The organism is Bisgaardia hudsonensis, from assembly GCF_004345785.1.
In the GTDB taxonomy this organism is placed as follows: domain Bacteria; phylum Pseudomonadota; class Gammaproteobacteria; order Enterobacterales; family Pasteurellaceae; genus Bisgaardia; species Bisgaardia hudsonensis.
In genome coordinates, this window is sequence record NZ_SLXI01000001.1 from 472799 (window position 1) to 497645 (window position 24847).

At 34.6% G+C, this 24847-nt stretch carries 25 protein-coding genes and 1 tRNA gene; 24 read left to right on the top strand and 2 right to left on the bottom strand.

The genetic code is table 11. The annotated features are described in order from the left end of the window. Window positions 1–83 precede the first annotated feature (83 nt). Window positions 84–1055 carry an elongation factor P--(R)-beta-lysine ligase gene (epmA, locus tag EV697_RS02170; protein ID WP_132022064.1) on the bottom strand — a complete coding sequence of 324 codons (972 nt, stop codon included), beginning with the start codon at window positions 1053–1055 and terminating at the stop codon, window positions 84–86. Between the two features lie 319 nt (window positions 1056–1374). On the opposite strand from epmA, the gene frdA reads away from it, so the two are divergent. From frdA to frdD, 4 genes are read left to right on the top strand one after another with little or no spacing between them, the layout of a single operon-like run. After that, window positions 1375–3174: a fumarate reductase (quinol) flavoprotein subunit gene (frdA, locus tag EV697_RS02175; protein ID WP_132022066.1), complete on the top strand. Its 1800-nt coding sequence runs from the start codon at window positions 1375–1377 to the stop codon at window positions 3172–3174. Next, window positions 3167–3937, top strand: coding sequence for a succinate dehydrogenase/fumarate reductase iron-sulfur subunit (locus EV697_RS02180; RefSeq protein ID WP_132022068.1), 771 nt, complete (start codon window positions 3167–3169; stop codon window positions 3935–3937). The genes frdA and EV697_RS02180 overlap by 8 nt, the downstream gene beginning before the upstream one ends. Before the next feature lie 10 nt (window positions 3938–3947). Continuing rightward, a complete protein-coding gene (frdC, locus tag EV697_RS02185) occupies window positions 3948–4352 on the top strand; it encodes a fumarate reductase subunit FrdC (protein WP_132022070.1) in 405 nt (134 codons plus the stop codon). 15 nt (window positions 4353–4367) lie between these two features. Beyond that, window positions 4368–4715 carry a fumarate reductase subunit FrdD gene (frdD, locus tag EV697_RS02190; RefSeq protein ID WP_132022072.1) on the top strand — a complete coding sequence of 116 codons (348 nt, stop codon included), beginning with the start codon at window positions 4368–4370 and terminating at the stop codon, window positions 4713–4715. Between the two features lie 84 nt (window positions 4716–4799). Here frdD and EV697_RS02195 read toward each other — a convergent pair whose 3' ends face one another. Beyond that, window positions 4800–6287 carry a leucyl aminopeptidase gene (locus tag EV697_RS02195; protein WP_132022074.1) on the bottom strand — a complete coding sequence of 496 codons (1488 nt, stop codon included), beginning with the start codon at window positions 6285–6287 and terminating at the stop codon, window positions 4800–4802. A gap of 175 nt (window positions 6288–6462) precedes the next feature. On the opposite strand from EV697_RS02195, the gene lptF reads away from it, so the two are divergent. From lptF to EV697_RS02295, 20 genes are all read left to right on the top strand, one after another. Beyond that, window positions 6463–7554 (top strand): LPS export ABC transporter permease LptF, encoded by a 1092-nt coding sequence (lptF, locus tag EV697_RS02200; RefSeq protein ID WP_132022076.1) that lies wholly within the window; start codon window positions 6463–6465, stop codon window positions 7552–7554. 15 nt (window positions 7555–7569) lie between these two features. After that, window positions 7570–8643 carry an LPS export ABC transporter permease LptG gene (gene lptG, locus EV697_RS02205; protein ID WP_132022078.1) on the top strand — a complete coding sequence of 358 codons (1074 nt, stop codon included), beginning with the start codon at window positions 7570–7572 and terminating at the stop codon, window positions 8641–8643. Window positions 8644–8907: 264 nt separating this feature from the next. Then, a tRNA-Leu gene (locus EV697_RS02210) sits at window positions 8908–8993 on the top strand. A gap of 68 nt (window positions 8994–9061) precedes the next feature. Then, window positions 9062–9892, top strand: coding sequence for a ParA family protein (locus tag EV697_RS02215; protein WP_132022080.1), 831 nt, complete (start codon window positions 9062–9064; stop codon window positions 9890–9892). Window positions 9893–9894: 2 nt separating this feature from the next. Further along, a complete protein-coding gene (dnaB, locus tag EV697_RS02220) occupies window positions 9895–11247 on the top strand; it encodes a replicative DNA helicase (RefSeq protein WP_132022082.1) in 1353 nt (450 codons plus the stop codon). Between the two features lie 13 nt (window positions 11248–11260). After that, on the top strand, window positions 11261–12919 hold the full coding sequence (locus EV697_RS02225; RefSeq protein ID WP_132022084.1) for a ParB family protein: 1659 nt from the start codon (window positions 11261–11263) through the stop codon (window positions 12917–12919). Continuing rightward, window positions 12916–13467 (top strand): DUF2857 domain-containing protein, encoded by a 552-nt coding sequence (locus EV697_RS02230; RefSeq protein WP_132022086.1) that lies wholly within the window; start codon window positions 12916–12918, stop codon window positions 13465–13467. Before EV697_RS02225 ends, EV697_RS02230 begins: the two co-directional genes overlap by 4 nt. Before the next feature lie 144 nt (window positions 13468–13611). Continuing rightward, window positions 13612–14805 carry an STY4528 family pathogenicity island replication protein gene (locus EV697_RS02235; protein WP_132022088.1) on the top strand — a complete coding sequence of 398 codons (1194 nt, stop codon included), beginning with the start codon at window positions 13612–13614 and terminating at the stop codon, window positions 14803–14805. Window positions 14806–14891: 86 nt separating this feature from the next. After that, window positions 14892–15647, top strand: coding sequence for a PFL_4669 family integrating conjugative element protein (locus EV697_RS02240; protein WP_132022090.1), 756 nt, complete (start codon window positions 14892–14894; stop codon window positions 15645–15647). A gap of 7 nt (window positions 15648–15654) precedes the next feature. Continuing rightward, a complete protein-coding gene (locus tag EV697_RS02245) occupies window positions 15655–16122 on the top strand; it encodes a DUF3158 family protein (protein ID WP_132022092.1) in 468 nt (155 codons plus the stop codon). A gap of 276 nt (window positions 16123–16398) precedes the next feature. Beyond that, a complete protein-coding gene (gene ssb / locus EV697_RS02250) occupies window positions 16399–16866 on the top strand; it encodes a single-stranded DNA-binding protein (RefSeq protein WP_132022094.1) in 468 nt (155 codons plus the stop codon). Between the two features lie 119 nt (window positions 16867–16985). Then, window positions 16986–17480 (top strand): hemophilus-specific protein, encoded by a 495-nt coding sequence (locus EV697_RS02255; RefSeq protein ID WP_132022096.1) that lies wholly within the window; start codon window positions 16986–16988, stop codon window positions 17478–17480. A 155-nt stretch (window positions 17481–17635) separates the two neighbouring features. Further along, entirely contained in the window at window positions 17636–19669 is a 2034-nt protein-coding gene (locus tag EV697_RS02260; protein ID WP_132022098.1) for a DNA topoisomerase III, read from the top strand. Between the two features lie 835 nt (window positions 19670–20504). Continuing rightward, window positions 20505–20957 (top strand): STY4534 family ICE replication protein, encoded by a 453-nt coding sequence (locus EV697_RS02265; protein WP_132022100.1) that lies wholly within the window; start codon window positions 20505–20507, stop codon window positions 20955–20957. 114 nt (window positions 20958–21071) lie between these two features. Then, complete coding sequence (locus tag EV697_RS02270; protein ID WP_132022102.1) at window positions 21072–21401, top strand: hypothetical protein; 330 nt, start codon at window positions 21072–21074, stop codon at window positions 21399–21401. A gap of 78 nt (window positions 21402–21479) precedes the next feature. Continuing rightward, window positions 21480–22127 (top strand): DUF3560 domain-containing protein, encoded by a 648-nt coding sequence (locus tag EV697_RS02275; protein ID WP_132022104.1) that lies wholly within the window; start codon window positions 21480–21482, stop codon window positions 22125–22127. An 83-nt stretch (window positions 22128–22210) separates the two neighbouring features. Next, window positions 22211–22543 (top strand): type I restriction endonuclease subunit M, encoded by a 333-nt coding sequence (locus EV697_RS02280; protein WP_132022106.1) that lies wholly within the window; start codon window positions 22211–22213, stop codon window positions 22541–22543. A gap of 160 nt (window positions 22544–22703) precedes the next feature. Continuing rightward, window positions 22704–23333: a PFGI-1 class ICE element type IV pilus protein PilL2 gene (gene pilL2 / locus EV697_RS02285; protein ID WP_132022108.1), complete on the top strand. Its 630-nt coding sequence runs from the start codon at window positions 22704–22706 to the stop codon at window positions 23331–23333. Then, complete coding sequence (locus tag EV697_RS02290) at window positions 23333–24052, top strand: TIGR03759 family integrating conjugative element protein (RefSeq protein WP_132022110.1); 720 nt, start codon at window positions 23333–23335, stop codon at window positions 24050–24052. The genes pilL2 and EV697_RS02290 overlap by 1 nt, the downstream gene beginning before the upstream one ends. Further along, window positions 24031–24837, top strand: a complete 807-nt coding sequence (locus tag EV697_RS02295) for a lysozyme family protein (protein WP_132022112.1) — start codon at window positions 24031–24033, stop codon at window positions 24835–24837. Before EV697_RS02290 ends, EV697_RS02295 begins: the two co-directional genes overlap by 22 nt. Window positions 24838–24847: the final 10 nt, after the last annotated feature.

Genomic DNA, 24847 nt, shown 5'->3' on the forward strand with positions numbered 1-24847 from the left:
GATTTTAGATTAATTAGATAAAAGCTCCTTATTGGAGCTTTTTTTAGTTTTTACGAAATATAAAAATACTGCCTAATATTCATTTAAGCATTATTAATATTAAAAGCAATAACTTCTTCAATCGTTTCACTTCCTAATGCTATCATTATTAAACGATCTATTCCCAATGCGACACCAGAACAATTTGGCATTCCTGATTTTAGTGCTGAAATAAAACGATGATCTATTTCTTGTTGAGGTAAATTCATTATTTCTCTTAGTTTATTATCTTGTTCAAATCGTTTTTGCTGTTCATCTGGATCAGTTAATTCACAAAAGCCATTCGCTAATTCAATTCCTTTGTAATAGAACTCAAAACGTTCTGCTACTCGTAGGTCTTCTGAGCTAATTTGTGCAAGTGCTGCTTGTGAGGCTGGAAAATGGTAAACCGCAACTGGTTTTGTTTTTCCTATTTGTGGTTCTACTAATTCACTAAATAAGAATTGTATTAATGTATCTCTATTTTCTTCTTCGGCATTAATTAGGTTGCATTTTTTAGCTTTTTCGATTAATTCAGATGTTTTAGCTGAAAGTGGATCAAGTCCTACGTATTCTTGGAATACAAATTGGTAGGTTAATATTTCAGCAGGTTCACAATCTAAAATATTTTGTAATAAATCATCAACTTCATTAATTAAACGATGCATATCAAAAAAAGGGCGATACCATTCAAGCATTGTAAATTCTGGATTATGTTTTTTTCCTACTTCTTCATTACGAAAAACTTTAGTTATTTGAAAAATGGCGCCACTTCCTGATGCGAGTAAACGTTTCATATGGTATTCAGGACTTGTTGATAACCAAAGTATTTTTGAATTGTTAGAAGATGGAGATTTAAATGTGGTGTTAAACGTAGATAAATGAATATCAGTAACGCCAAATTCACTTAAAATAGGTGTTTCTACTTCTAATAGTCCTCTATCAGTAAAAAAATGACGAATTTCAGATATGATTTTGGATCGAGCTAATAGATTTTTTATTGAGGCACTTGGTTGCCATTGTGATGATAAAGTCATATTGATAATCCTTTAATTTTAAAAGTGTTTTATACTATGATTCTTACAGCTATTCAACTATTATTAGCTTGTAAATATTGAAGAGAATATATAAATAATTTTATTCAATTAAATTATTTATATTAAATAGTATCTATTAATTTTCGTATATAAAATTATTTTTTGAGTTAGATCACGAAATAGAATATTTTTTTAACAATTTAGTAAAAAAGGGTTATATCCTTTTTAAAATAATGGCAAAATAAACTAACCTATCATGGTTTCTTAATAATATTTAAGAAACTCGTTTTTACTTTCATCTTATTATTGGAGGAATATCGTGCAAACTGTTAATGTCGATATTGCAATTGTTGGAGCTGGTGGTGGTGGATTAAGAGCTGCCATAGCAGCTGCTGAGGCTAATCCTAATTTAAAAATTGCGTTAGTTTCAAAAGTTTATCCTATGCGTAGCCATACAGTAGCTGCCGAAGGTGGCGCTGCTGCGGTAATTAAGGATGAAGATTCTTATGAGAAACATTTCCATGACACAGTTGCAGGGGGGGATTGGCTGTGTGAACAAGATGTTGTTGATTACTTTGTGGAACATTCCCCTGTAGAAATGACACAATTAGAACGTTGGGGATGTCCTTGGAGTCGCAAGACTGATGGTGATGTCAATGTTCGCCGTTTTGGTGGAATGAAAATTGAAAGAACTTGGTTCGCCGCAGATAAAACAGGTTTTCATCTTTTACACACACTATTCCAAACTTCTATTCAATATCCACAAATTCAACGTTTTGATGAGCATTTTGTTTTAGATATTCTTGTTGATGATGGCCATGCTAGAGGTATGGTTGCAATGAATATGATGGAAGGTACGTTGGTTCAAATTAATGCTAATGCTGTTGTCATCGCTACAGGTGGTGGGTGTCGTGCATTCCGTTTCAATACTAATGGTGGTATTGTTACGGGAGATGGTTTATCAATGGCTTATCGTCATGGCGTACCACTTCGAGATATGGAGTTTGTGCAATATCATCCGACTGGACTTCCTAATACAGGTATTTTAATGACAGAAGGTTGCCGTGGTGAAGGTGGTATTTTAGTAAATAAAGATGGTTATCGTTATTTACAAGATTATGGTTTAGGACCAGAAACACCTGTCGGTAAGCCTGAAAATAAATATATGGAACTTGGACCGCGTGATAAAGTTTCTCAAGCATTCTGGCAAGAATGGCGTAAAGGTAACACGTTAAAAACAGCTAAAGGAGTTGATGTTGTTCATCTTGATTTACGCCATCTAGGTGAAAAATATTTACATGAACGTTTACCATTTATTTGTGAATTAGCTAATGCATATGAAGGGGTTGACCCAGCTAAATCACCTATCCCAGTTCGCCCTGTCGTTCACTATACAATGGGTGGGATTGAAGTTGATTTTAATTCTGAAACGAGAATTAAAGGTTTATTTGCTGTTGGTGAATGTGCTTCTTCAGGACTGCATGGTGCAAATCGTTTGGGGTCTAATTCTTTAGCTGAATTAGTTGTACTTGGTCGAGTTGCTGGTGAGTATGCTGCACAACGAGCTGCTGAAGCTAGCCCTGCAAATCAAGCTGCTGTAGATGCACAGGCACAAGATGTTATTCAACGTTTAGAAGATTTGTATAATCAAGAAGGTACAGAGTCTTGGTCGCAAATACGTGACGAAATGGGTAATTCTATGGAAGAAGGTTGTGGTATCTATCGTACTGAAGACAGTATGCAAGAAACCGTTAATAAGATTGCAGAGTTAAAAGAACGTTATAAACGTATTCGTATTGCAGATCGCTCTAGTGTATTCAATACAAATGTATTATATACCGTTGAACTAGGTTATATTCTTGATGTTGCTCAATCAATCGCAAACTCTGCCCTTGAACGTAAAGAATCTCGTGGTGCTCATCAACGTTTAGATTATGTGGAACGTGATGATGTTAACTATTTAAAACATACCTTAGCTTTCTATAAAGAAGATGGGGCACCTAAAATTGAGTATAGTGATGTGAAAATTACAAAATCTCAACCTGCTAAACGTGTTTATGGTGCAGAAGCTGAAGCTCAAGAAGCAGCTAATAAAGCTAAGGAGAAAGCAAATGACTAATCTACCAATGATGAATTTTGAGGTATTACGTTATAATCCCGAAGTTGATAGTGAGCCTTATTTAAGAAGTTATCAAGTTCCTTATGATAGTCAGACATCTTTGTTAGATGCTCTAGGTTATATAAAAGATAAGCTTGAGCCAGAATTATCTTATCGTTGGTCTTGTCGTATGGCAATTTGTGGTTCTTGTGGCATGATGGTAAATGGTAAACCTAAACTAGCTTGTAAGACATTTTTACGTGATTATAGTGGTCATATGCGAATTGAACCATTGGCTAATTTCCCAATTGAACGTGATTTAGTTGTTGATTTAAGTCACTTTATTGAAAGTTTGGAAAGTATTAAGCCTTATATTATTGGTAATAAAGCACCAGAATTGGATGGCAAACCACATTCTAATAAAGAGTTAGCGAAAAGTCGTACTAAACAAACACCAGGGCAACTAGAAAAATACCGCAAGTTTTCTATGTGTATTAACTGTGGCTTGTGTTATGCCGCTTGCCCTCAATTTGGATTAAACCCTGAATTTGTTGGACCCGCCGCATTAACACTTGCTCATCGTTATAACCTTGATAACCGTGATAACGGTAAAGCTGAGCGTATGAAGATTATTAATGGTAAAAATGGTGTATGGAGTTGTACTTTTGTTGGATATTGTTCTGAAGTATGTCCAAAACATGTTGATCCCGCATCTGGTGTTAACCAAGGCAAAGTTGAAAGTGCGAAAGACTTTGTTATTGCAATGCTAAAACCACAGAAGTAAGGAGTGTAGAATGACAACAGTATCAAGTAAACGCAAAAAATATGTGCGTGAAGTAACACCGAATTGGTGGAAAAAGTTAGATTTTTACAAACTTTATATTGCAAGAGAAGCAACGGCAATTCCTAGTTTATGGTTTAGTTTAGTATTGCTTTATGGTGTTGTATGTTTATCACAAGGTGTTGAAGGATTGGAGTCTAATTTTGTTCCATTTTTACAAAATCCAATTGTTGTATTGTTGAATATTATTGCTTTAGCTGCATCATTGTTAAATACAGTAACGTACTTCTTTATGACGCCTAAAGTACTTAATATCGTTGTAAAAAATGAAAAGCTAAATCCAAATGTGATTACTATTGCAATGTGGGCAGTTACTGCTGTTGTGAGTATTCTTGCTTTAGTTCTAATTTATTTATAATCGGGAGATCTTAAAATGAAAGAAACACCAAAACGTTCTAATGAGCCAGTAGTATGGTTATTGTTTGGTGCAGGTACTACGGTAAGTGCTATAGTTTTCCCTATTTTGATTTTAATAATAGGTTTATTATTACCATTTGGATTGATTCATAATGGAGTTGAGAATATTGCTATTTTTGCTAGTTCTTTTATTGGAAAACTGATTTTATTGACCATTCTTATTTTTCCAGTTTGGGGCTCTATGCATCGTATTCATCATGGTACGCACGATTTTAAAATTCATATACCTGCTGGTGGTATCATTTTTTATGGATTATCAGTACTTTATTCTGTACTAGCTATTTTTGCAGTATTTAATATTTAGGTTATATGTTTATATAGTCTTTTTACTAGAAAGACTATTGTTGAAGAACCCACCATTTTGGTGGGTTCATTTTTATTTAGCAATTTACTTTGCTTGATTAATTAAAAATTGCGTTAATAAGCTAACGGGGCGACCAGTAGCACCTTTTTCTGCTCCTTGTTTCCAAGCTGTACCAGCAATATCCAAATGTGCCCAGCGATATTTATCAGTAAAATTAGCCAAAAATGCGCCAGCGGTAATAGCGCCACCCCAACGACCACCAATATTAGCTAAATCAGCAAAATTAGATTTTAATTGTTCTTGATATTCTTCACTTAATGGTAAACGCCAAGCTTTATCGGTAGTTTCTTTTGAAGCAACAAGTAAATCTTCTGCTAAAGTTTCATCACTACTAATCAGCCCACTGTTGTGAGCTCCTAAAGCAACAACACAAGCACCAGTTAAGGTGGCGATATCTACAACTAATTCTGGATCAAAGCGTTCTACGTAAGTTAAAGCATCACATAATACTAAACGACCTTCTGCATCAGTATTTAGTACTTCAACAGTGAGTCCTTTCATTGTAGTGATAATGTCACCAGGGCGATAAGCATTGCCATCAGGTAAATTTTCACAGCCAGCTAAGATGCCAATGATATTTAGTGGTAATTGTAATTCAGCGATAGCATTCATTACACCATAAACGGAAGCAGCACCACACATATCGTATTTCATTTCATCCATACCTTCGCCTGGTTTTAATGAAATACCACCGGCATCAAAAGTTAGCCCTTTTCCTACTAATACAATTGGTTTAGCATTTGGATTAGGATGATTACGATATTCTATAATCGACATTTGTGCTTCATGACAACTTCCTTGTGAAACGGCTAAATAAGAAGTCATTCCTAATTCAGCCATTTGTTTTTCACCGATGATTGTTGTTTTGATTAAAGGTGATTTTTTAGCTAATGCTTTTGCTTGCTCAGCAAGATACACAGGTGTACAAATATTCGGTGGTAAATTAGCAACATCTTTTGCTAAGGATACCCCTAATGCGATGGATTGTGCTTGTTTGATCGCTTGTTCTGCTTGTGATTGTTGTTTTTCTTCAATATCAAAAATAACAGAATTTAAGACCGCACTTTCATCGGACTTTTTACTTTTACAAGTATCAAAACGATAGAGGCTTTCTTCTATCATTTCAATAGCAAAGCGAATATTCCAAGATAGATCACGATCTTTAATTTCAATTTCAGTCAAGTAATTTACTAATTCAACAGTTTGTGTTTTTTTCACTTCGGCAATTAATTTAGCCATTAGGATCTTATATTGACGTTCTGTTATTTCACTTTTTTTACCGCAACCAACTACAAAAACACGTTGTGCAGTATAATTAGGTAAATGACGTAGCGTTAATATTTCCCCCTGTATACCTTTGACTTCGTTTGATTGAACTAATTTTGTTATTGCACCATCTGTTAAATCATCTAAAATTTGAGCATTTTTTGATAAAGTACCATTTTCAAAAATAGCAACAACAATGCTATCCTTTGACTCTGAAAGTGCGATATTTTTTGCTATATATTTCATACTATCCTCACGAATTTACTGTTTTCAATTTGAAAATACGTTATCATTATATACTATTTGCAAATGAGTTTATCTAATTTAAAAATAATCTTTTTGATAAGTGAATTTTATTAATCTGTAACCAGTTTAAATAATTTATTTAATATAATATAAAAAATGAATAATAGGCGATAATGTGATTTTAACTAGATATTTATTAAAAGAGGTTTTTAAAAGCCAAATAGCAATTTTATTTGTTTTGCTTTTACTTTTCTTCTCTCAGCAATTTGTTCGAGTATTGGCTTCTGCTACTAATGGTAAGGTACCTGCTGATCTTGTTTTTTCGTTACTTGGTTTAGGAATGCCAACAATGGCACAACTTATGTTGCCATTGAGTCTATTTATTGCATTGTTATTAACTTTAGGTCGTTTGTATGCAGAAAGTGAAATTACGGTGATGCGAGCCTGTGGCATCGGACAACAGATTTTAATTAAAATTGCATTGATACTTTCGCTATTTACTGCTGGTTTAGCCGCTTATAATGTACTTTATCTTTCTCCTTGGTCAATACAAAAACAAGCACAAATTTTGGAAGATGCAAAAGAAAATCCCTCTATGGGTGTTTTGGCTGAAGGTCAATTTGTAAGTTTAGAGAAAGGCAATGTTGTTCTATTTATTGATAAAATAAAAAATAACACAATGAATGGGGTTTATGTTTTTCAAACGAAGAATAAGAAAAATATAAAACCCTCAGTGATTATCGCAGAGCAAGGAGAGTTAAAATCATTGCCGAATGGTGACCAAATTCTTTCCCTAACGAATAGTGAAAGAATTGAAGGGACAGCAATGTTACCCGATTTTAGAATTACGCATTTTGATGAGTACCAAGCATATTTAGGTTATAAAACTGTTGATGTTATAGAAGATGATTCAGAAGCATTAACCTTTTCTCAGCTAATGAAAATGAATTCTTTACCAGCAAAAGCAGAATTACATTGGAGAATTACCTTAATTCTAGCGGTACCATTGATGGCATTAATTGCTGTATCACTTAGCCGTGTCAATCCTAGACAAGGACGTTTTGCTAAAGTTTTACCAGCACTTTTAATTTATTTAATCTATTTCTTACTGCAAAGTTCATTAAAATCAGCGGGTGGCTCAAATAAACTGGATGCAAGTTTTATGATGCCTTTAGTTAATATTGGATTTTTGATATTGGGTATTATATTGAATAGTTGGAATAGTGCATTTATGTATAAATTACGCCATTCATTTAATAGAAAGTAGTAGAAGGATAAAGTTATGTTACTTAATACCCTAGAACGTTATATAGGTAAAAATATTTTAAGTACAATTGTAGTGACATTATTCACTTTAGTTGGTCTTTCTGCAATTATCAAATTTGTTGAACAATTTAGAGTAATTGGTAAAGGTAGTTATGATATTGTGCAAGCAATGATTTTTACCTTGCTAACCATACCAAAAGATATTGAAACCTTTTTTCCAATGGCGGCACTTTTAGGGGCATTGATTGCCTTAGGCAATCTTGCTAGCCGTAGTGAATTAATTGTTATGCAATCTTCAGGATTTTCACGCTTTAGAATAGGCTTAGCCGTCATGAAAACAGCATTGCCATTGGTTGTTGTAACTATGATAATGGGCGAGTGGGGCATTCCTCAGACAGAACAGTTTGCACGGGATATGCGTTATAAAGCTATTTCTGGTGGCTCTATGTTATCTGTAAAAAATGGTGTATGGGCGAAAGATGGTAATAATTTTGTTTATATCAGAAGAATCACAGAAGATGTAAAACTAAACGATATTTATATTTATACTTTCGATCAACAACGTCAGCTTAAACAAGTTACTCATGCTAATCAAGCGGTATTTGAAAATCAAAAATGGGTATTAAAACAAGTTAATCGTTCTGAAATTGGTGCTGATAAAATTAATACAACTAATTACATTAAAGAAGACTGGAAAACTACTTTAACCCCAGATAAGTTAGGAATTGCTTCAATTCGCCCAACCTCACTTTCAATTACAGGGTTATCCAATTATATTCATTTTATGAAAGAGACAGGACAAGATTCTAAACGTTTTGAACTGACTTTTTGGCAAAAGTTATTTCAACCTATTTCAGTTGGGGTAATGATGTTACTCGCACTTTCCTTTATATTTGGTCCATTGCGTAGTATTACTGCAGGAGCGAGAATTGTAACGGGAATTTGTGTGGGTTTCTTATTTTATGTAGTTAATGAAATCTTTGGACGAATGAGTGTTCTTTATGATATTCCTGCTGTCTTAGGTGCATTAATTCCGAGTTTAGTTTTCCTGACTTTAACTTGGTGGATTTTAAATAGAAAACGTGATTAAACTAATCACTTATAAATAAGCTATTTGTAGCTTATATTAAGTATGCTAATTTTTTGAGAATAATATTAAAGTGCGGTTGTTTTTTATTTATTTTGATGAAATTTAAAACAAATAAATTATAAATGACAATAACTTCTTGCAAGGTGTAATGATAACCGTATAATACGCACACACACCTTATATTGCCAGTGTGGCGAAATTGGTAGACGCAGCGGATTCAAAATCCTTTGCGTAGAACAGTAAAATCTAGAAAATTCACTCCTAGCCTGAGTGACGAAATTGGTAGACGTAGCGGATTCAAAATCCGCCGGTGAATAACCATGTCGGTTCGAGTCCGACCTCAGGCACCATTATCAAAATACTTCCCCTTAAAAGCCAATACTCCTTAACGTTAATTTTTTTGTTAAGTGAGTAAATTATGAATCTATTACAAAACGCTTCAAATAAGCCCTTTGTTATTACTGTTGCATCAACTAAAGGTGGTTCAGCAAAAAGCACAAATGCGGCAAATATCGGTGCATTCTGTGCTGAGCACGGTCTTAAAACTCTCCTTATTGATACGGATATTCAACCAACACTAAGCTCTTATTATCCTTTGGATTATCAGGCTCCTGGTGGTACTTATGAATTTCTGCATTTTAGAGATGTAGAACCATCTCATATTATTTCAAAAACCAAAATCCAAAATCTTGACTTAATTCAGTCAAATGACCCTTCAAATAAAATTAGCCCAATGTTGCGGGATTCCCCTGATGGTGCTCTTCGTTTTAGCTTATTACTAAGCAAAATAGAAGGTTACGATTTGATTATTGTTGATACTCGTGGTACGCGCGATATTAGCGTTGATATGTCGGTTTTAGCTGCGGATGTGCTTTTTTGCCCAATTCTTCCACATATTCTATCTGCTAAAGAATTTATTCGAGGCACTATTGGTATGTATCACGATCTTCAAACATTTGCTGATTTTGGATTTACACTTCCTCCATTAAAAGCTGTCATCAATTGTGTTGATCATACTAATGATGTGAAATTTGTTTCAGAACAATTACATATATTATTTAAAACAGAATTTGATGAATCGAAAACATTACTTGATTTTACTGTGCCTGATAAAGTTGCTTATCGGGAAGCTGCGACTTTTTCAGTTCCCGTTTATCAACAAAGCCGATCTGAATATAAAACTATTCAGCAGCTTTGTTCATTATTAATGCCTCAATTTGCTCATAACCATTTTGTGGATAAGGAGTAGATATGGCTAAGGAAAAATCAATTGAACTTTATTCTATAGATGCGGAGACAGCTGTTCTTGGTGGACTCATCATTAATAACACACTTTTTGATGAGATTGCCGATGTGGTTAGTCCAGATGACTTTTACTTACATGCACATCGGGTCATTTTTAAGGGGATTTATACCTTATTAAGTAATGGTAAACCTGTAGATATATTAACTTTAGATCAATATTTTACCGAACAAGGTATTTTAGAGCAACTTGGCGGCTTTGCCTATGTTGCAGAGTTGGTTCAAATTACAACAATAGCAAACTTTAAGGCTTATGTTGATATTGTCATTTTATATAGTAAGCACCGTAAACTTTTAAGACTGGGTCAGCATATTATATCTGAAACACAGACTACAAAATCATCAGAAAAGCTAGATGAGCTACTTGAGAATGTAGAAAAACAATTTACTGATTTGACCTTGTCACAGCAAACAGAAGGTGTTGCTGATCTGAATGAAACTTTAGAAAAAGTTATATTGCGGATGGAAGCCTCAGCTCAAAATGCTGATCCTGTTACAGGTACTCCAACAGGTATTCAAGAATTAGATGAAGTGACTACTGGTGGTCAGGCTGGCGATTTTATCGTAATTGGTGCTAGACCTTCTATGGGGAAAACTGCTTTTTGTCAGACTATTGCTTACCATACCTTAGAAAAATTCCAAAATTTACCTATCCAGTTTTATAGCATGGAAATGCCTGCTGAACAAATTGTGCAACGTTTTCTTGCAATGAGAGCTCGAGTTAGCTTGCAAGCAATTCGTAAAGCGGATCAGTTAGGTAGAGATGAATGGGCAAAAATATCTCTTGCTATGGGACATATCTTAAATGAATGGAAAAACCGTTTACTAATCGATGATGAAGGGGGACTTACTCCACAAAAATTACGCTCAAAAGTTCGTTATAACATTCGTAAATATGGCAAGCCAGCTGCAATTTTTATTGATTACCTGCAGTTGATGCAAGGAGTGCGTCGTTATGAAAATCGTCATTTAGAAATTAGTGCAATATCCCGAGCATTAAAAAATCTTGCTAAAGAAGTGGGATGTCCTATTTATGCACTTTCACAGCTTAATCGTGCTCTTGAACAACGTGCAAATAAACGACCAATGAATGCTGATTTACGAGAATCTGGTTCTTTAGAGCAAGATGCCGATCTCATTTTATTTATTTATCGAGATGAAGTATATAACGAACAGACTGAACATCCAGGTACTGCAGAAATTATTATCGGAAAACAACGCAATGGTCCGCTAAAGACTGTATTTACTCGATTTATAGGTGAATACTCAGTTTTTGAAAATTTAGCAGTAACACGATACTAGGGAGAATAAGAGAATGACAAAAAATGAAAAAAGAGCTGCAGCTATTGCTCGAAATTTGAATGTAAGCCCGATTGCAAACGCATCTCCTTCATATCAAACCGTGACACCAAGCCATTATAGCTCTGATGTGAAATATATTACGGTAACACTAGATAAATTACGTCCTTATGAGCATAACCCTCGTAAGACCCCTAACCCTAATTTTGAAATGATTAAAAAGTCTATTCGCCTTCGTGGTCTAGATCATAAGCCGAATATCACACGTCGCCCAGGAGAAGATTTTTATATTATTGCTGACGGTGGTAATACTCGAATTCAGGCTCTGAAAGAGTTGTTTACTGAAACTAAGGATCCGCGCTTTTGGTCAATCAGTTGCGAATATAAACCATGGAAAGGTGATTCTGCAGATAGTGTTGAAGCTGAATTGAATATTCTGATTGGGCACTTAATTGAAAATGACACACGATCAGACTTGTCTTTTATTGAAAAAGCTCTTGGCATTTTACAGGCAAAAGAATACTACGAGAAAAAATTAGGAAAATCACTTTCGGCACGTGAGTTATCTACGGAATTAGAAAAAGATGGCTATATCATTTCTAAGACTTTAATTGCCAAAATGGAAAATTGCGTTACTTATCTATACCCTTATATTCCTGATGTGTTATTTAAAGGATTAGGACATACACAAATAGATAAGTTACTTGCGATTCATAATAATGCTGACGAAGTGTGGCATCATTACCATCTTGAAGTTGATACACCTTTTGAAGACATTTGGGCAAGTTCACTTGCAAGCTGTAATGAGAATTCACCGTTCCAAGCTCGTGACTTCCAAGATAAGTTAATTACTCAAATGGCTAGTTTACTGGAAGGTAAAACAACCTTTGAATCACTCTACTTAGAAATTGATCTTGATGAGAGAAAATTCAAAAAAATTGCAGCAAAACAACATGAAATTGAAAATCATGTTGAAAATAGCCTTGAGCAAATAAAAGCAAAATCTGCTACGACTGATACTACTAAACATATTGAGAAAAATACATCCTTTAAAAATGATTTAATAGAAGTTCCTGCTACCTCTATAAATTCTAATGAAGAAGTAGCAGAGAATGTGGCATTAGAAGTAATAAATTCCGTTGATAGAACCAATGATTCTAGTGTTGAAAAGGATGAAAATTCTAACTCAGAGCTATTAGCACAGATTTCACAAGACTTTGGCTTAACTCCTGGAATGAGTATTCAAGAGCAACGAGAAAAGCGAGCAGTAGAAAATGGTTTATCCTTTGCTTGTTGCGGTCGTCAACCTGTTGAAGATATTTGGCAGCTTTATCCTGCACGTAATTATCGTTCCGAAGCTTATTCCTTAGCCTTAGACATTGCTGAAACAGCCAATATTGATGAGTTAGTTGAGCATGTGATTAAAACGCCTGTAAATTATAGTTACCGAATGAAATCACATAATGGTGCACTTTCGGATTATGCATCTTTCATCCATCAGTTGCTTTCAATGTTACAAACACATGATTTTTCACAATCGACACATTGTGATCTAGATAGTCGTTTTTTATTTGGCATTCAACAGTCTGGAGCAGGAATTGATGACATTACGTTAGTTAAGATTTTCCGCCTTATTCGAGTTGTTCGTCATTTACGCCAAGGAGCTCAGTCATGATTAAGCAAACAACCATAAACGAAGCCTTATTAGCAAATGTATTACTTAATCTACGAGAAGGTAATGTTCGCTCTTGTTTAAATTTAGGCTTTTCAGAAGATGAATTAAAGGTAATCAATCAATTAACGTTAGACGAACTGTTTTATATCAGTCATTCAACAGTGCAATTTGCCAAGGTAGAGATTAACCATGATGCATTCTGGAAATTGCTTGCAGTAGCACAAGAAAATGCGGAAGAGCAACAGGTTATTGATCGTGCACTTTTACTTGGAGCTTCTATTGAAATGTTAAATCAATATTTTGGATTATCTACATCAGCCGTTTCTGCTCGTCGTCAATTACTTGGCAAAGAAGAAAAAATGGGAAGAAAAGCGGCCGCGACAGATGAGGAACAAGAACTGATTTGGCATTTATGGAAAAAACACCAATCAACCATAGAAAACCTTGATTCATTAGAAGGATTAGAGCTATTAAGTTTAATTGCGGAAGAAAGCAATATGAACTTAACTGTTGTTTGGAAGTTAGTTTGCGAATGGCAAAATTACTAAAAAATAAACCCCAAAGAAAACCTGACCTGTTGTCTTTGGGGTTGGAGATTTCCACTACGACTCATGGAAATTATCTGTCGTAATTATATCACTACAACATATTAGCGCAAGAAAAAAACTCCTTATGTTGTTTGGAGAATAAAAATGAAGATAGCTCAATTAGATAAACGTAATGAACATGGATTACTCTTTTTTGGTAATCAACACGAGACCGTACCAACACGTTTATTACATGATCCTTATTTAACACCAAGAGCGAAATTTGCTTGGCAACTAATTAAATGTAACGCTAGAGAATTCCAAAGTGGGCTTTTTCCATCTTATGACGTATTAGGAAAATTATTATCGGATAAGACTTATACAGAAAGTCGCTTATCTGAAAAAGCCATTACACAAACTCTTTATCTTTTACGTTTAACACGCTGGCTCACATTATGCGAAACAGTAAGAAATGAGAAAGGTCATGTTATGGGGAATGTTTATCTATTGCATGATGAACCTATTCCTATCTTAGATGCTCTTCAGCTTAATGATGAGTATTTAACATTTTTAGAAAAATGTGCGAACCATCATGATGGCATAGTGAATGGTGTTGCTAACCATATTATTGAACATTTACTTGTAGATAAAACACAGTGGCATTATGTATCACATCTTGAAAGCATGCAGCTCCGTTATCGTGACTACATGCAGCGTATTACATTGTCATCGAAAGAACCTTATTTACGCCAAAAAGAATTACAAGATATTCAGCAAAATATCCTAACTTCCAAAACGGAAGTCAGGGATTTAAAGGTGGAAGTTAGGGAAAAATCAGATAAAAACCTAACTTCCAAAATGGAAGTTAGATATGAAAACGGTTCTAACTCATTGATTTCAAAGTCACTTGAAAAAAGGAAGTCAGGGGAGCAGTACAGTACTAGTACTTTATATATAAATAAGTACTGTACTGGGAATGTAAATGAATTAACTTGGCCAGAAGAAATATCGCTTTCAGTTCATGAAAAAAATATGGCTGCAAAAGCAATGAATGGATTAGATTTAGGACTGTGTCAAGCTATTTTGCTTGAAGCTCAACAGCGTATTATCCAAAAACAAGATGTGAAAAAGCCTAGTGGATATTTGTATACTTTGATACAAAAAGCACATCAAGGCACTTTTAAACCTTATTATTTTGAGCTAGGGCAAACAAAGTTAAATAAACCAAAGACTGTAAAACCAATTACGGTAGTAAGTAAACCAGTAGTAACTGAACAACCAAAATCAATCTCTTCTGTTGAAAGAGAGAAATTAGTGAGTCAAATGAAAGAACTACGAATGCAACTTTGTTCTTCGTAATAATTTAATGGTTAAAAAATAGTCGCTGTCCAGGGGCTGGACAGTGGGTGAAATTTAAACAATAATAATTTATAGGAGTATCCACAATGACTACTACACCAGAATCACAACTTGGTCCATTACGTAGTGAGATCAAATTTACCTTACATACTCAGTATGCCCATAAATTATGGATTGGCAGAAATTCAATAAAAGATGAGAATGGTAAAATTACACAATCTTCCATTTTAAGTATGCCAAATGCCTTAAAATTGATTGGTCAAATTCAGCAAGATGCATCACAAGATGATCCTTATGCAGACGACTATTTATTACGTTTTGAAGAGAAGGTGCTGACTTATCGACAAGAAATGCAACAACTCGTGAATAAATTGGTTGGTATTTATGCAGATAGATTACCTGAAAGTATTGAGTTTGAACGCTGTACAAATATATCACCAATCTCCTATCCTATTTACGTAAATTCCCAATTAGGGTATCAGTTGCTATATCTTTTAGGTGATTTTGATAACTTGGCTCGAGTTACTATGACTGCTGCTCATATTGCATTACTTACTCGTGCAGATGCTCAAGAATGGTTGGAAGCTGGTGCCGTATTATTGCGTAAATGTTTTGGTGTAGTTGAAAACTACAAACATTCAGGTATTACTCGTAAAGATGCACAAGAAAAAAATGCACGTTACAAAGCAACCGTTAAGAGAATGGGATACGAGGTGCCAGATTATGTGTTGACAGGTGAAAGACGTGCTGATTATGCACCGTTTATTCGTCATAGCTCGATATCAGGAGATGACAATGAACAAACAGTTGAAAGCCAAGTTACAACTAATACAGAAAAGTAGGTGTGCTATGAGATTAATTTCTGAAGATATGTATCGAGAATTGGCAAAAAATGCAGATATAAATAATGTGCTGAAGCAGTTATTTAGTCATTTAGACACTGAAACAGATTATAAAATTTTATTTGAGCAAGTACATCAGGCAAGAGCTGCTTTTATGGATTACCAATTAAATATGATTCAGCGCGTAAGAACCAGTGAATTACAAAATTTACCAATTTTTATGATTAAAGATAAATCGTCATCATCAGGGGGGGCATTTTTACGCTGGCGCAGTATGAATCATACAGGAACGGGGGAAACTGTTTGGCAGCCGTTACTCACTGATAAGAATATGTCAGAGCAACTACGTGATCAGCTTGTCGCAGTAGAAAAAGATCGTATTTTGGTAAATATGCAGGTTTCTATCTTCAACTATATTTTGCGACAGTTGTTGGAATGTGCATCGAAAATTGAAAAGGTTGAGAAAGCTCAGTGATGTAATTCCTGAAATATTATGAGTATGTAAAGCCTGAAAAATAATGTTTGTAATGCCTGCATTAAAAGGCCTTTTAAAGGTAAGGGGGCAAGCCCCTTACCTTAACGAAGAAAAAGCCTTTGCTTTTGATATTTCATAAAGTGCTTAAATAAATACGCGGAAGAATAGTTGGTGTGTTATTTAAAAATTCATTCTAATGGAATTTTAATTAAATGATTTTTTCTCGAACTAAATCAAGTTTAATAAACCCGACTTAGTTCGTTTAAGGAGTAAAAAATGGCTGGAGTAAATAAAGTTATTATTCTTGGAAATTTAGGTAATGATCCTGAAATTCGTACAATGCAAAATGGTGAAGCTGTTGCCAATATTAGTGTTGCAACAAGCGAAAGTTGGATAGATAAAAATACAAATGAACGACGAGAAGTAACGGAATGGCACAGAATCGTATTTTATCGTCGTCAGGCGGAAATTGTAGGTGAATATTTACGCAAAGGTTCAAAAGTGTATGTGGAAGGTCGTTTAAGAACCCGTAAATGGCAAGATCAAAATGGTCAAGATCGCTATACTACCGAAATTCAAGGAGATGTTTTACAAATGCTGGATAGCCGTTCTGAGCGTTCTATGGGAGATTATCAACCGTCTAATAATTATTCTAGAGCAAACACCTCTAACCAAGCTCCAACACAAACTACAAAAACACAACATGATAGTACAGATTTTGTTGGAGATGATATTCCGTTTTGAGTTCTATACTAGCTTTACGTTGGTCCAGCGTAATTAAATAAGTGGACACTAAATTCCTACCTAAATTTTAGGTAGATTTTAACTGCATCTTTGCAAAAATTTACTTGTAGGAGAATGGAATGCGTTATTTAAAATCCTCTCTTTTTCTTGCTTCTGTAGCACTTATCACAGGTTGTGCAGAACTCAGAGCTATTAATGATAAAGTAGGCGAAATTGCTGGACAAATTAATTCGGGTGTTTATGGCTCAGGTTCTAGTAATACGAAGGTAAACCATAATGGTGTAACTATTCATCGTAAGAATGATAGCTTTACTTCTCGTCAAAACATTGATCATTTATTCGTCAACATAAGGCGTAAGTTTGGATTTAGACCAGTTGAAACGGGTGATCGAGCAGGCAAAGTTTATCATACTGTACCAGGTACGCTTTATCATGTGTCAGGCTTTTTTGGTCATGATGAAGATTCTCGTGGTGTTTCATTAGGAGACAACTATCTTGAAGTTATTCTTGAAAAAGCAAGTAGTAAGTCTGTTAGTATAAGCTGGGAGGCTTCAGGAAGTGAACGCTGGGTCAAACAAGCTGAATCTAAATTAAAAAAAGTCATTAAGAATTAGTAATTTCATTGATATAAAACCTCCTAGATAATTTTCCCAGCTATAAGGCTGGGAATTTTTGTAAAACTTGTCTTTTTTTTAAGAGATTAACTTCTTGAGAAGAATCCTTTCCTTGTTTGTAATACCCTAATAGTCATTCATATATTGGAGATAATATGAAACTCTTTCTTTGTGAAAAACCATCTCAAGGCAATGACATTGCTAAAGTGCTTGGTGCAGGTACACGTGCTAATGGTTGTTTATTTACCGCAGATAAACAAATTTGTGTCACTTGGGGTATAGGACATTTAGTAGAACAATTTCAGCCAGAAGAATATGATCCAGCATTTAAACGTTGGTCATTTGAAACATTACCGATTATTCCTAGTCAGTGGAAATTGTCTCCCAAGAAAGAAACCAAGAAACAGTACAATGTTGTGATGTCATTAATTAAAAAAGCAAACTCAGTAATTATATCTACTGATGCTGATCGCGAAGGTGAAATGATAGCTCGAGAGTTACTTGATATTGCAGGGTTTAAAGGACAGATTTTTCGTTTGTGGTTATCAGCATTAGATGATGAGAGTATTCGTAAAGCATTATCTGCATTAAAATCAGGTAAAGAAACCGAATCATTATATTATGCAGGGATTGGGCGTAGTCGTTCCGACTGGCTCATAGGTATGAATTTTTCGCGCTTATTCACGTTATTGGCGCAGCAACAAGGTTATCAAGGTTCTCCATTAAGCGTAGGGCGTGTACAAAGCCCTACGCTTGCAATGGTCGTAAATAGAGATCGTGAAATTGCAAATTTTATTCCTAAATCACATTTTGTTTTAATAACTCAATTACAAACACAACAGAATCAGACTTTTTTAGCAAAATATGTTGTGCCAGAAAATTATTTAGATGCAGATGAGCTTTGCTTGAATGAACCATATATTCAGCAGGTAAATCGGGATATTCAGAATATTGGCACAGCAATCGTTAAAACTGTTGAAACGAAACGTGAAAAAAATGTGCCACCTTTGTTGTTTGCATTAAGCGATTTACAGTCAGAATGTAACCGCTTATTTGGTATGGGGGCACAACAAGTTTTAGATATTGCCCAAGCATTATATGAAAAGCATAAAGCGACGACTTATCCAAGAACTGATTGTGGTTATTTACCTGAATCTCAGTTTAAAGATGCACCGAAAGTCTTATCAACTATCATAAAAGTTAATTCTAACTGGCAAAAAATTTTACCTAACCTAAACGTAATACAGAAATCTCGTGCATGGAATGATAAAAAAATTACAGCCCACCATGGAATTATTCCTACAATGGGAAATGTGGATCTAAGTGTTATGAATGATGATGAATTAAAAATCTATGATTTGATCTGTCGTCGTTATTTAGCTCAATTTCTACCGTACTTTGAAGTGGATAAAACGCTCGTTCAATTACAATGTGGGAGACATATATTACAGGCTAGAGGGAATTTGATCATTGCTAATGGCTGGAAAGCTTTGTTTGGTAATATGAAGGAGTCAGAAGCTGATGATAATCAAGGTATTCCATCATTAAGCAAAAATCAAAATTGTCAAATTATATTAAGCGAAGTGAAAGCATTAAAAACTACACCACCGGCACATTATACAGAAGGCACTCTATTAAGTGCAATGAAAAATGCCGCAAGATTTGTAACCGATGAAAGACTTAAACAACGTTTACGAGAGACTGAAGGATTAGGTACAGAAGCAACTCGTGCTGGATTAATTCAAGGGCTTATTGATAAAAATTTTCTGAAAAAGAAAGGAAAAAAAATTTTAGCGACTGAACAGGCAAATGTATTGATTGATAGTTTACCTGATTTATTGAAGAATCCTGGGTTGACTGCTCTCTGGGAGCAAGCTCTTAATCAAATTGCGGAAGGTTCAATGACACTTGCCGATTTTATGAAGAAGCAAGAGAACTTTATTCGCATGTTGATGAACAATTGTCTTAAACAAGGCATAAATTTAGGTAAAATTGAGATCCGAAAATGCCCTCTTTGTGGTAAGCCAATGCGAAAAATTCAACATACTAAGGGTACTTTCTGGGGATGCTCTGGATACCCTGAATGCCAACATAAAGAAGCGGATAAAAAATCAGTTTCAAAAGCAAAGAAATCTTCCTCAGCAAATGTTACACAGCAAATCGCTAATCTACGTAGTTTAATTAAGTAATAAAATAGCTAGAAAATATAAAACAGAAATTGTTTTTTCATTTTTTTATTGAGGATAAGAGGAATAATGGTATCATTAACCGTTATAAAGAGCCGCTTGTGAGTTGTCGGTTATCAATTCACAAAACTAGCCAAAATGTCTCCTTGCATTCTGAAAGGGAACTCTGTGATTTTACAGGAATGCCACCTAAATATTGGATAGATCTCTTATACTATCCTACCTAATCAGTCTCGCCATTGTAACGTCTTAAATATATTTTAAGAATAAGTATAGTTATGACGTTGCAATGGCTTGCTACTTACTCTTTTCCTGCACCCACAGGTGAATAAAGGGTGCCTTTTGTGTCCTAGCGATGCCAAAGATTTGCCGATTAAAGACCACTAAGTAATCGGGTAATTTGCAAAGAAAATAAAAGTACGTAACGAAGGTAACGTTATTTTCTAACGTAATTTATATTGGTCTACCTTTATATGATTTTATTCATTCTATATAACCCCTTATCAAGAGTGTTCTTGTTAAGGGGTTTCTCCTTTTATAAATCTCGGAAATGACAATTTAATTATAGGTTTTCTTATCGAAAAAAATTTAGTAGATTGAACTCATTAAGCAGCTGGTAACAGCACTTAAAAGTCGTAAGAACTCTTGAGAAGCGACGGTTACCCTGAGTGGTAAAGGAGTTCAATGCCAAAATGTCTTCCAGCATTCTGAAAGGAAACACTGTGATTTCACAGGAATGCCACCTAAACTGTATATCAATTTACCCTGGCGGGGAACGTTTTTCCCGTGCTGGGCAAGGATGTTTCTCCGCTTTTTTTTATACTTGGAGAAACAAACTATGACTAATCAAACTTCTAGCCAACAAGCGAATAACTACTTCAATCTTCATACTCACGGTATTGGTTACTTAAACAATATCCGTGATATTCAACCAAAGAAAGGTAGTCCATTTCTCGCTTGTCGAATCGCTGCTTTAACTGGTTCAAGTGATAAACCTGAATATCGCTATTTTGATGTTAATGTGGTCGGTCATGATGCCGAAAAACTTATCAGAAAATGTGAAGAGGCAGTTAATGCGGAGAAAAAAGTGCTTATTTCATTTGTGTTAGCTGATTTATGGATAGATACATTTACTTATTCAACGGATAGTAAATTCCATAAAAAAGGTGAGACAGGCGTTAGTCTCAAAGGTAGATTAATTCGTATTAGAATGGTTAAGATCGATGGCGAATTAAAATATCAAGAGCAACTAAAACAAAATAAACAAGTCGATTCTGAAGCTGAAGAATAATAAACCTTAGGCCAACAATTTTTTGTTGGTCTTTTTCATTTAACCAAAACCCGATGGGGAAGTTTCCTCATTGCGGAATATTTCTCCATAAAATTAGTTACAGGAGAATTTACAATGTCTTTTTTTGATATTCCACTCAACTGTTCATCAAAATGTAAAGCTTGGGAAGAAATTCTTAACCATTACAGCGATTGGGTTAACGATGATGAAGTATGGGAAATTGCACGTGAAAGCAAAGAATTGCCCATCTTGGGTAATATCTACCAAAATTTGGTGCTAAATCGAGTACTTTCACATTTTTTTGAGGAAACAGGACAAACAGAAGAAGATCTAAAAATTTTTTTCTATGTGAACTCTATTGATACACATTTGGTAATCAATGACTGGGATATTTGTTCTGTCGATGATTATTGGAATTGTATTGACAAAAATCGAGTTCATTAATTTACATTATATTAAATCCCATAGGGAAACTAAGTTCCCTTTGGGAATGGTGTTTCCCTTATTTATAGGAGATATACCATGATTATTAATACTTATGTAAAATTTGCACCTGCCGTTTTTGTTGCGAAATGTGTAGAACCGCATGAAAAAGGTGAAATCATTACACTGACAAGTAAATATGGAAATGAAACAGAAGTAAAAGTGCATAATCTTGTTAGGCAGCAAGATGGTTACTATTTTTATTCCTTTACTCGTTGCGATGGAATGAATAGCCAAGTGCGAGCTATGCAAAAAGTGGAACGTTATCAAAGTTATGCAGATAATGCAGTGAAACGTAGCCAAAAATATCTCGAATCGGCTAATGAAGGGAAAGATTTTTTAAGTTTAGGTGAACCAATTAAAATTGGTCATCACAGTGAAAAACGTCATAGAGCCTTAATTGAACGTAATGCTCAACGGATTAATAAATCTGTTGAGGAAATGTATAAGTCAGAAAGCTACAAAAGCAAAATTACGTATTGGGAATCAATGGCAGATAAAATTGATTTATCTATGCCAGAAAGCCTTGAATTCTTTGAATTTAAATTGGCAGAAGCTAAAGAAATACATCAAGAATTAAAAGCTAATCCTGATAAACGCGCTCATAGCTATTCGTTAACGTATGCAAAAAAAGCAATCAATGAACTCGAAAAGAAAGTAAAATTAGCTAAATTGCTTTGGGCATAAAGATTATTTTTATACTTAATATTCCCATATAGGGATACTTCCCTATATGGTGAAAGTATCTCTATTTTTTAGGAGATATTTTAATGTTAGAAACTAAACTAAGTGCTGATATGTTGGCACATATTCAACAAGTACAAGCTATTCACGGTATCATTGAAACTGTTGAGTTGGGACAAGTCTTTGCAACATCAACGGTAGTTTCTTTGTTAGGCGAAGATCAAATACTAAAACTTCTTCAACGACATATTCACAAAGATTGGGGAGATTTAGAAGAAACAGATTGGTATCAAAATGAATTGTCGTTATTAATGGGTAACCGAATTGTTTCGAGTTATCATATTAATAATGAAAAGATTTTTATTATCACTGAAGCAAATCGTAGCTATACAACTATTATGATGGCGTATGAATATTAATTTAGCTTTATGAAAAGTATCATTCTAGCAATGGAGTGATACTTTTTTCTTTTTTCTTGCATGAATTTTATCTTAATTTGTAAAAGAATTTTCTATTCAAATTCAAGGCTAAGTTTTACATAGTGGGATCCCATTTATGGTAAATGATTGGAGAGTTAGTATGAAAAAATTATCTATAGCTATATGTCTTGCTTTTGTATTGAGTGGTTGCGTTGCCCAAAATACCACTAAATCAGAAGTAACCCCACTTCCTGAATTTGGCAAAGGTCCTATTAATGCACAATTAAAACCGATGTCACCTGAATCTCGTGTGGTACAGATGGATATTTATCAATATAACAGTCTGTCTAATACTGAAGTCATTCGTGACGGTCGTTATACATTGGTAAGTATTGCACCTGAAGATGGGCAGAAGTTCTTATTAGAACAAGTTGTTTCAGTCAATATTTTTCCTAAAAATAAACGCAATTTTTCTAAAACAGTTGAGCAAGGTTTGCGCAGTACTCTGCAGCATACAGGACTTGATTTGTGTTATCCAATGGGAATGAATGTTGATCACAATGTCAGTACTCTATTTTCTCGCCCATTACCTAAAGTACACTATCAGTTTGGTCCAATGAAACTTTATGAAGCACTTCAAATGATAGCAGGGCCTGCTTATGAAATGACCTTAAATGATGTAACTCGTACGGTGTGTTTTAAAACTAGAAATGCACCAGTAGATTTCCTGAAAAAACCTCTTGAAGAAGTAACTACAATCACAACAACCGAAATAATTGAGGAAAAATAATGTGCTATTCCAAAGTATTTTTATTATTTATTAGTTTGTTTTGTAGTTTAAGTATTACTTTCGCAAGTGTATCAACACCAATAAATCAGCAAGGCTTAAATGTTAATTCGGTAAACCAACAAAAATCCGTACAACAAGCATCAGAATGGGGGTTAACAACGGAAGAATGGAATCGTTATACTGCATTAATGGAAGGTGAGCGTGGGATATGGTCACCTAATTTAGACCCATTAACGACATTAGGGATTGAAGCTAAAACAGAAGAAGAAAAAGTCAAATATGCTAGAATGCTTGCGAAACGTTTCCGTGCTAGAGTATTGAAAGAAATTGAGTTCGATAAAATTTATCGTCAGGAATATGAAAAAATGTACCCTGAAGAAACCGCATTTTCAGTGGAACCACATATTTCTAAATCTGTTGGACGAGTTATTTATTTTACACGCTTGGATAATTGTGATTCTTGTAAAGCTGATTTAGGCAAAATTCTCAGCCATGTGAATAGTCAAACACCTATTGATATGTTTATTGTAGGCGATAATATTTCTGATGAAGCCATTCGAAAATGGGCAAAAGAAAACCACATTGATGCCAGCAAAGTGCAACGTAAATTGATCACGCTTAACCATGATAATGGTTACTGGTTTAAATATTCTTTTGGTAAAATGCCTGCAGCTTATCAGGTGAGAGGAGACGGACAATGGCAGGCTCTCACATATTAATGACAAAGTTTCCCATATTTTTTATAGCAGTAGGTATGGTTTCGAATTCTATTTTGGCTAAGGAATTTACAGGATTTGGTTATGATGTAGATAGCTATATCCAAACCGCAGCTAAGCGTTATCAAATTAGCGAAGCCATGTTACGTGGTCTAGTAAAAATGGAAGATGGTTGGCTAAAAAAATTATCACCAACAGGAGCTACTGGCGTTGGTCAATTTACTGTAAGTACTTGGAATTGGTTAGCTGGAATGGAAGAAGGTAGAGCATTGGGTATGACTCGTATTACAATGGAAAATCAAGGTACTTTAGCTGATCCTCGTCGTAATAAGCGCATTAATACTTTAGCTATTGGTGCTTTGGCACGTTGGCATATAATGCGTTTTAAAGAATTAGGTATTCGTGTAACAGATGAAAATCTTTATATGGCACATAATATTGGGTTAGAAGGATTACACCGCGCTTTATTAGGAAAATCAACCAAAGAAGATATTCGCAACATGCGCTTAAATGGTATGAAAGGTTGGATGACCGTCTCTGATTTTTTAAGTTACCAAAAAGAGCGTTATAACACACATAAATTTGAAGCGAATTTCATGCAGACAGCACAAAAGTTACCATCTTCAACCAAGAAAATGAAATGGGTTGAACCTATAACGACGACACAAACGAATCCAAAAACCAAACTGCAATCATTACCTGAGACCGCAATGATTACCAATATTTCTTCACAAATAAAATGGATTGAGCCAACGGGAATCATGGTATGGGTAGAACCAAAAAATTAAGGAACTTAAT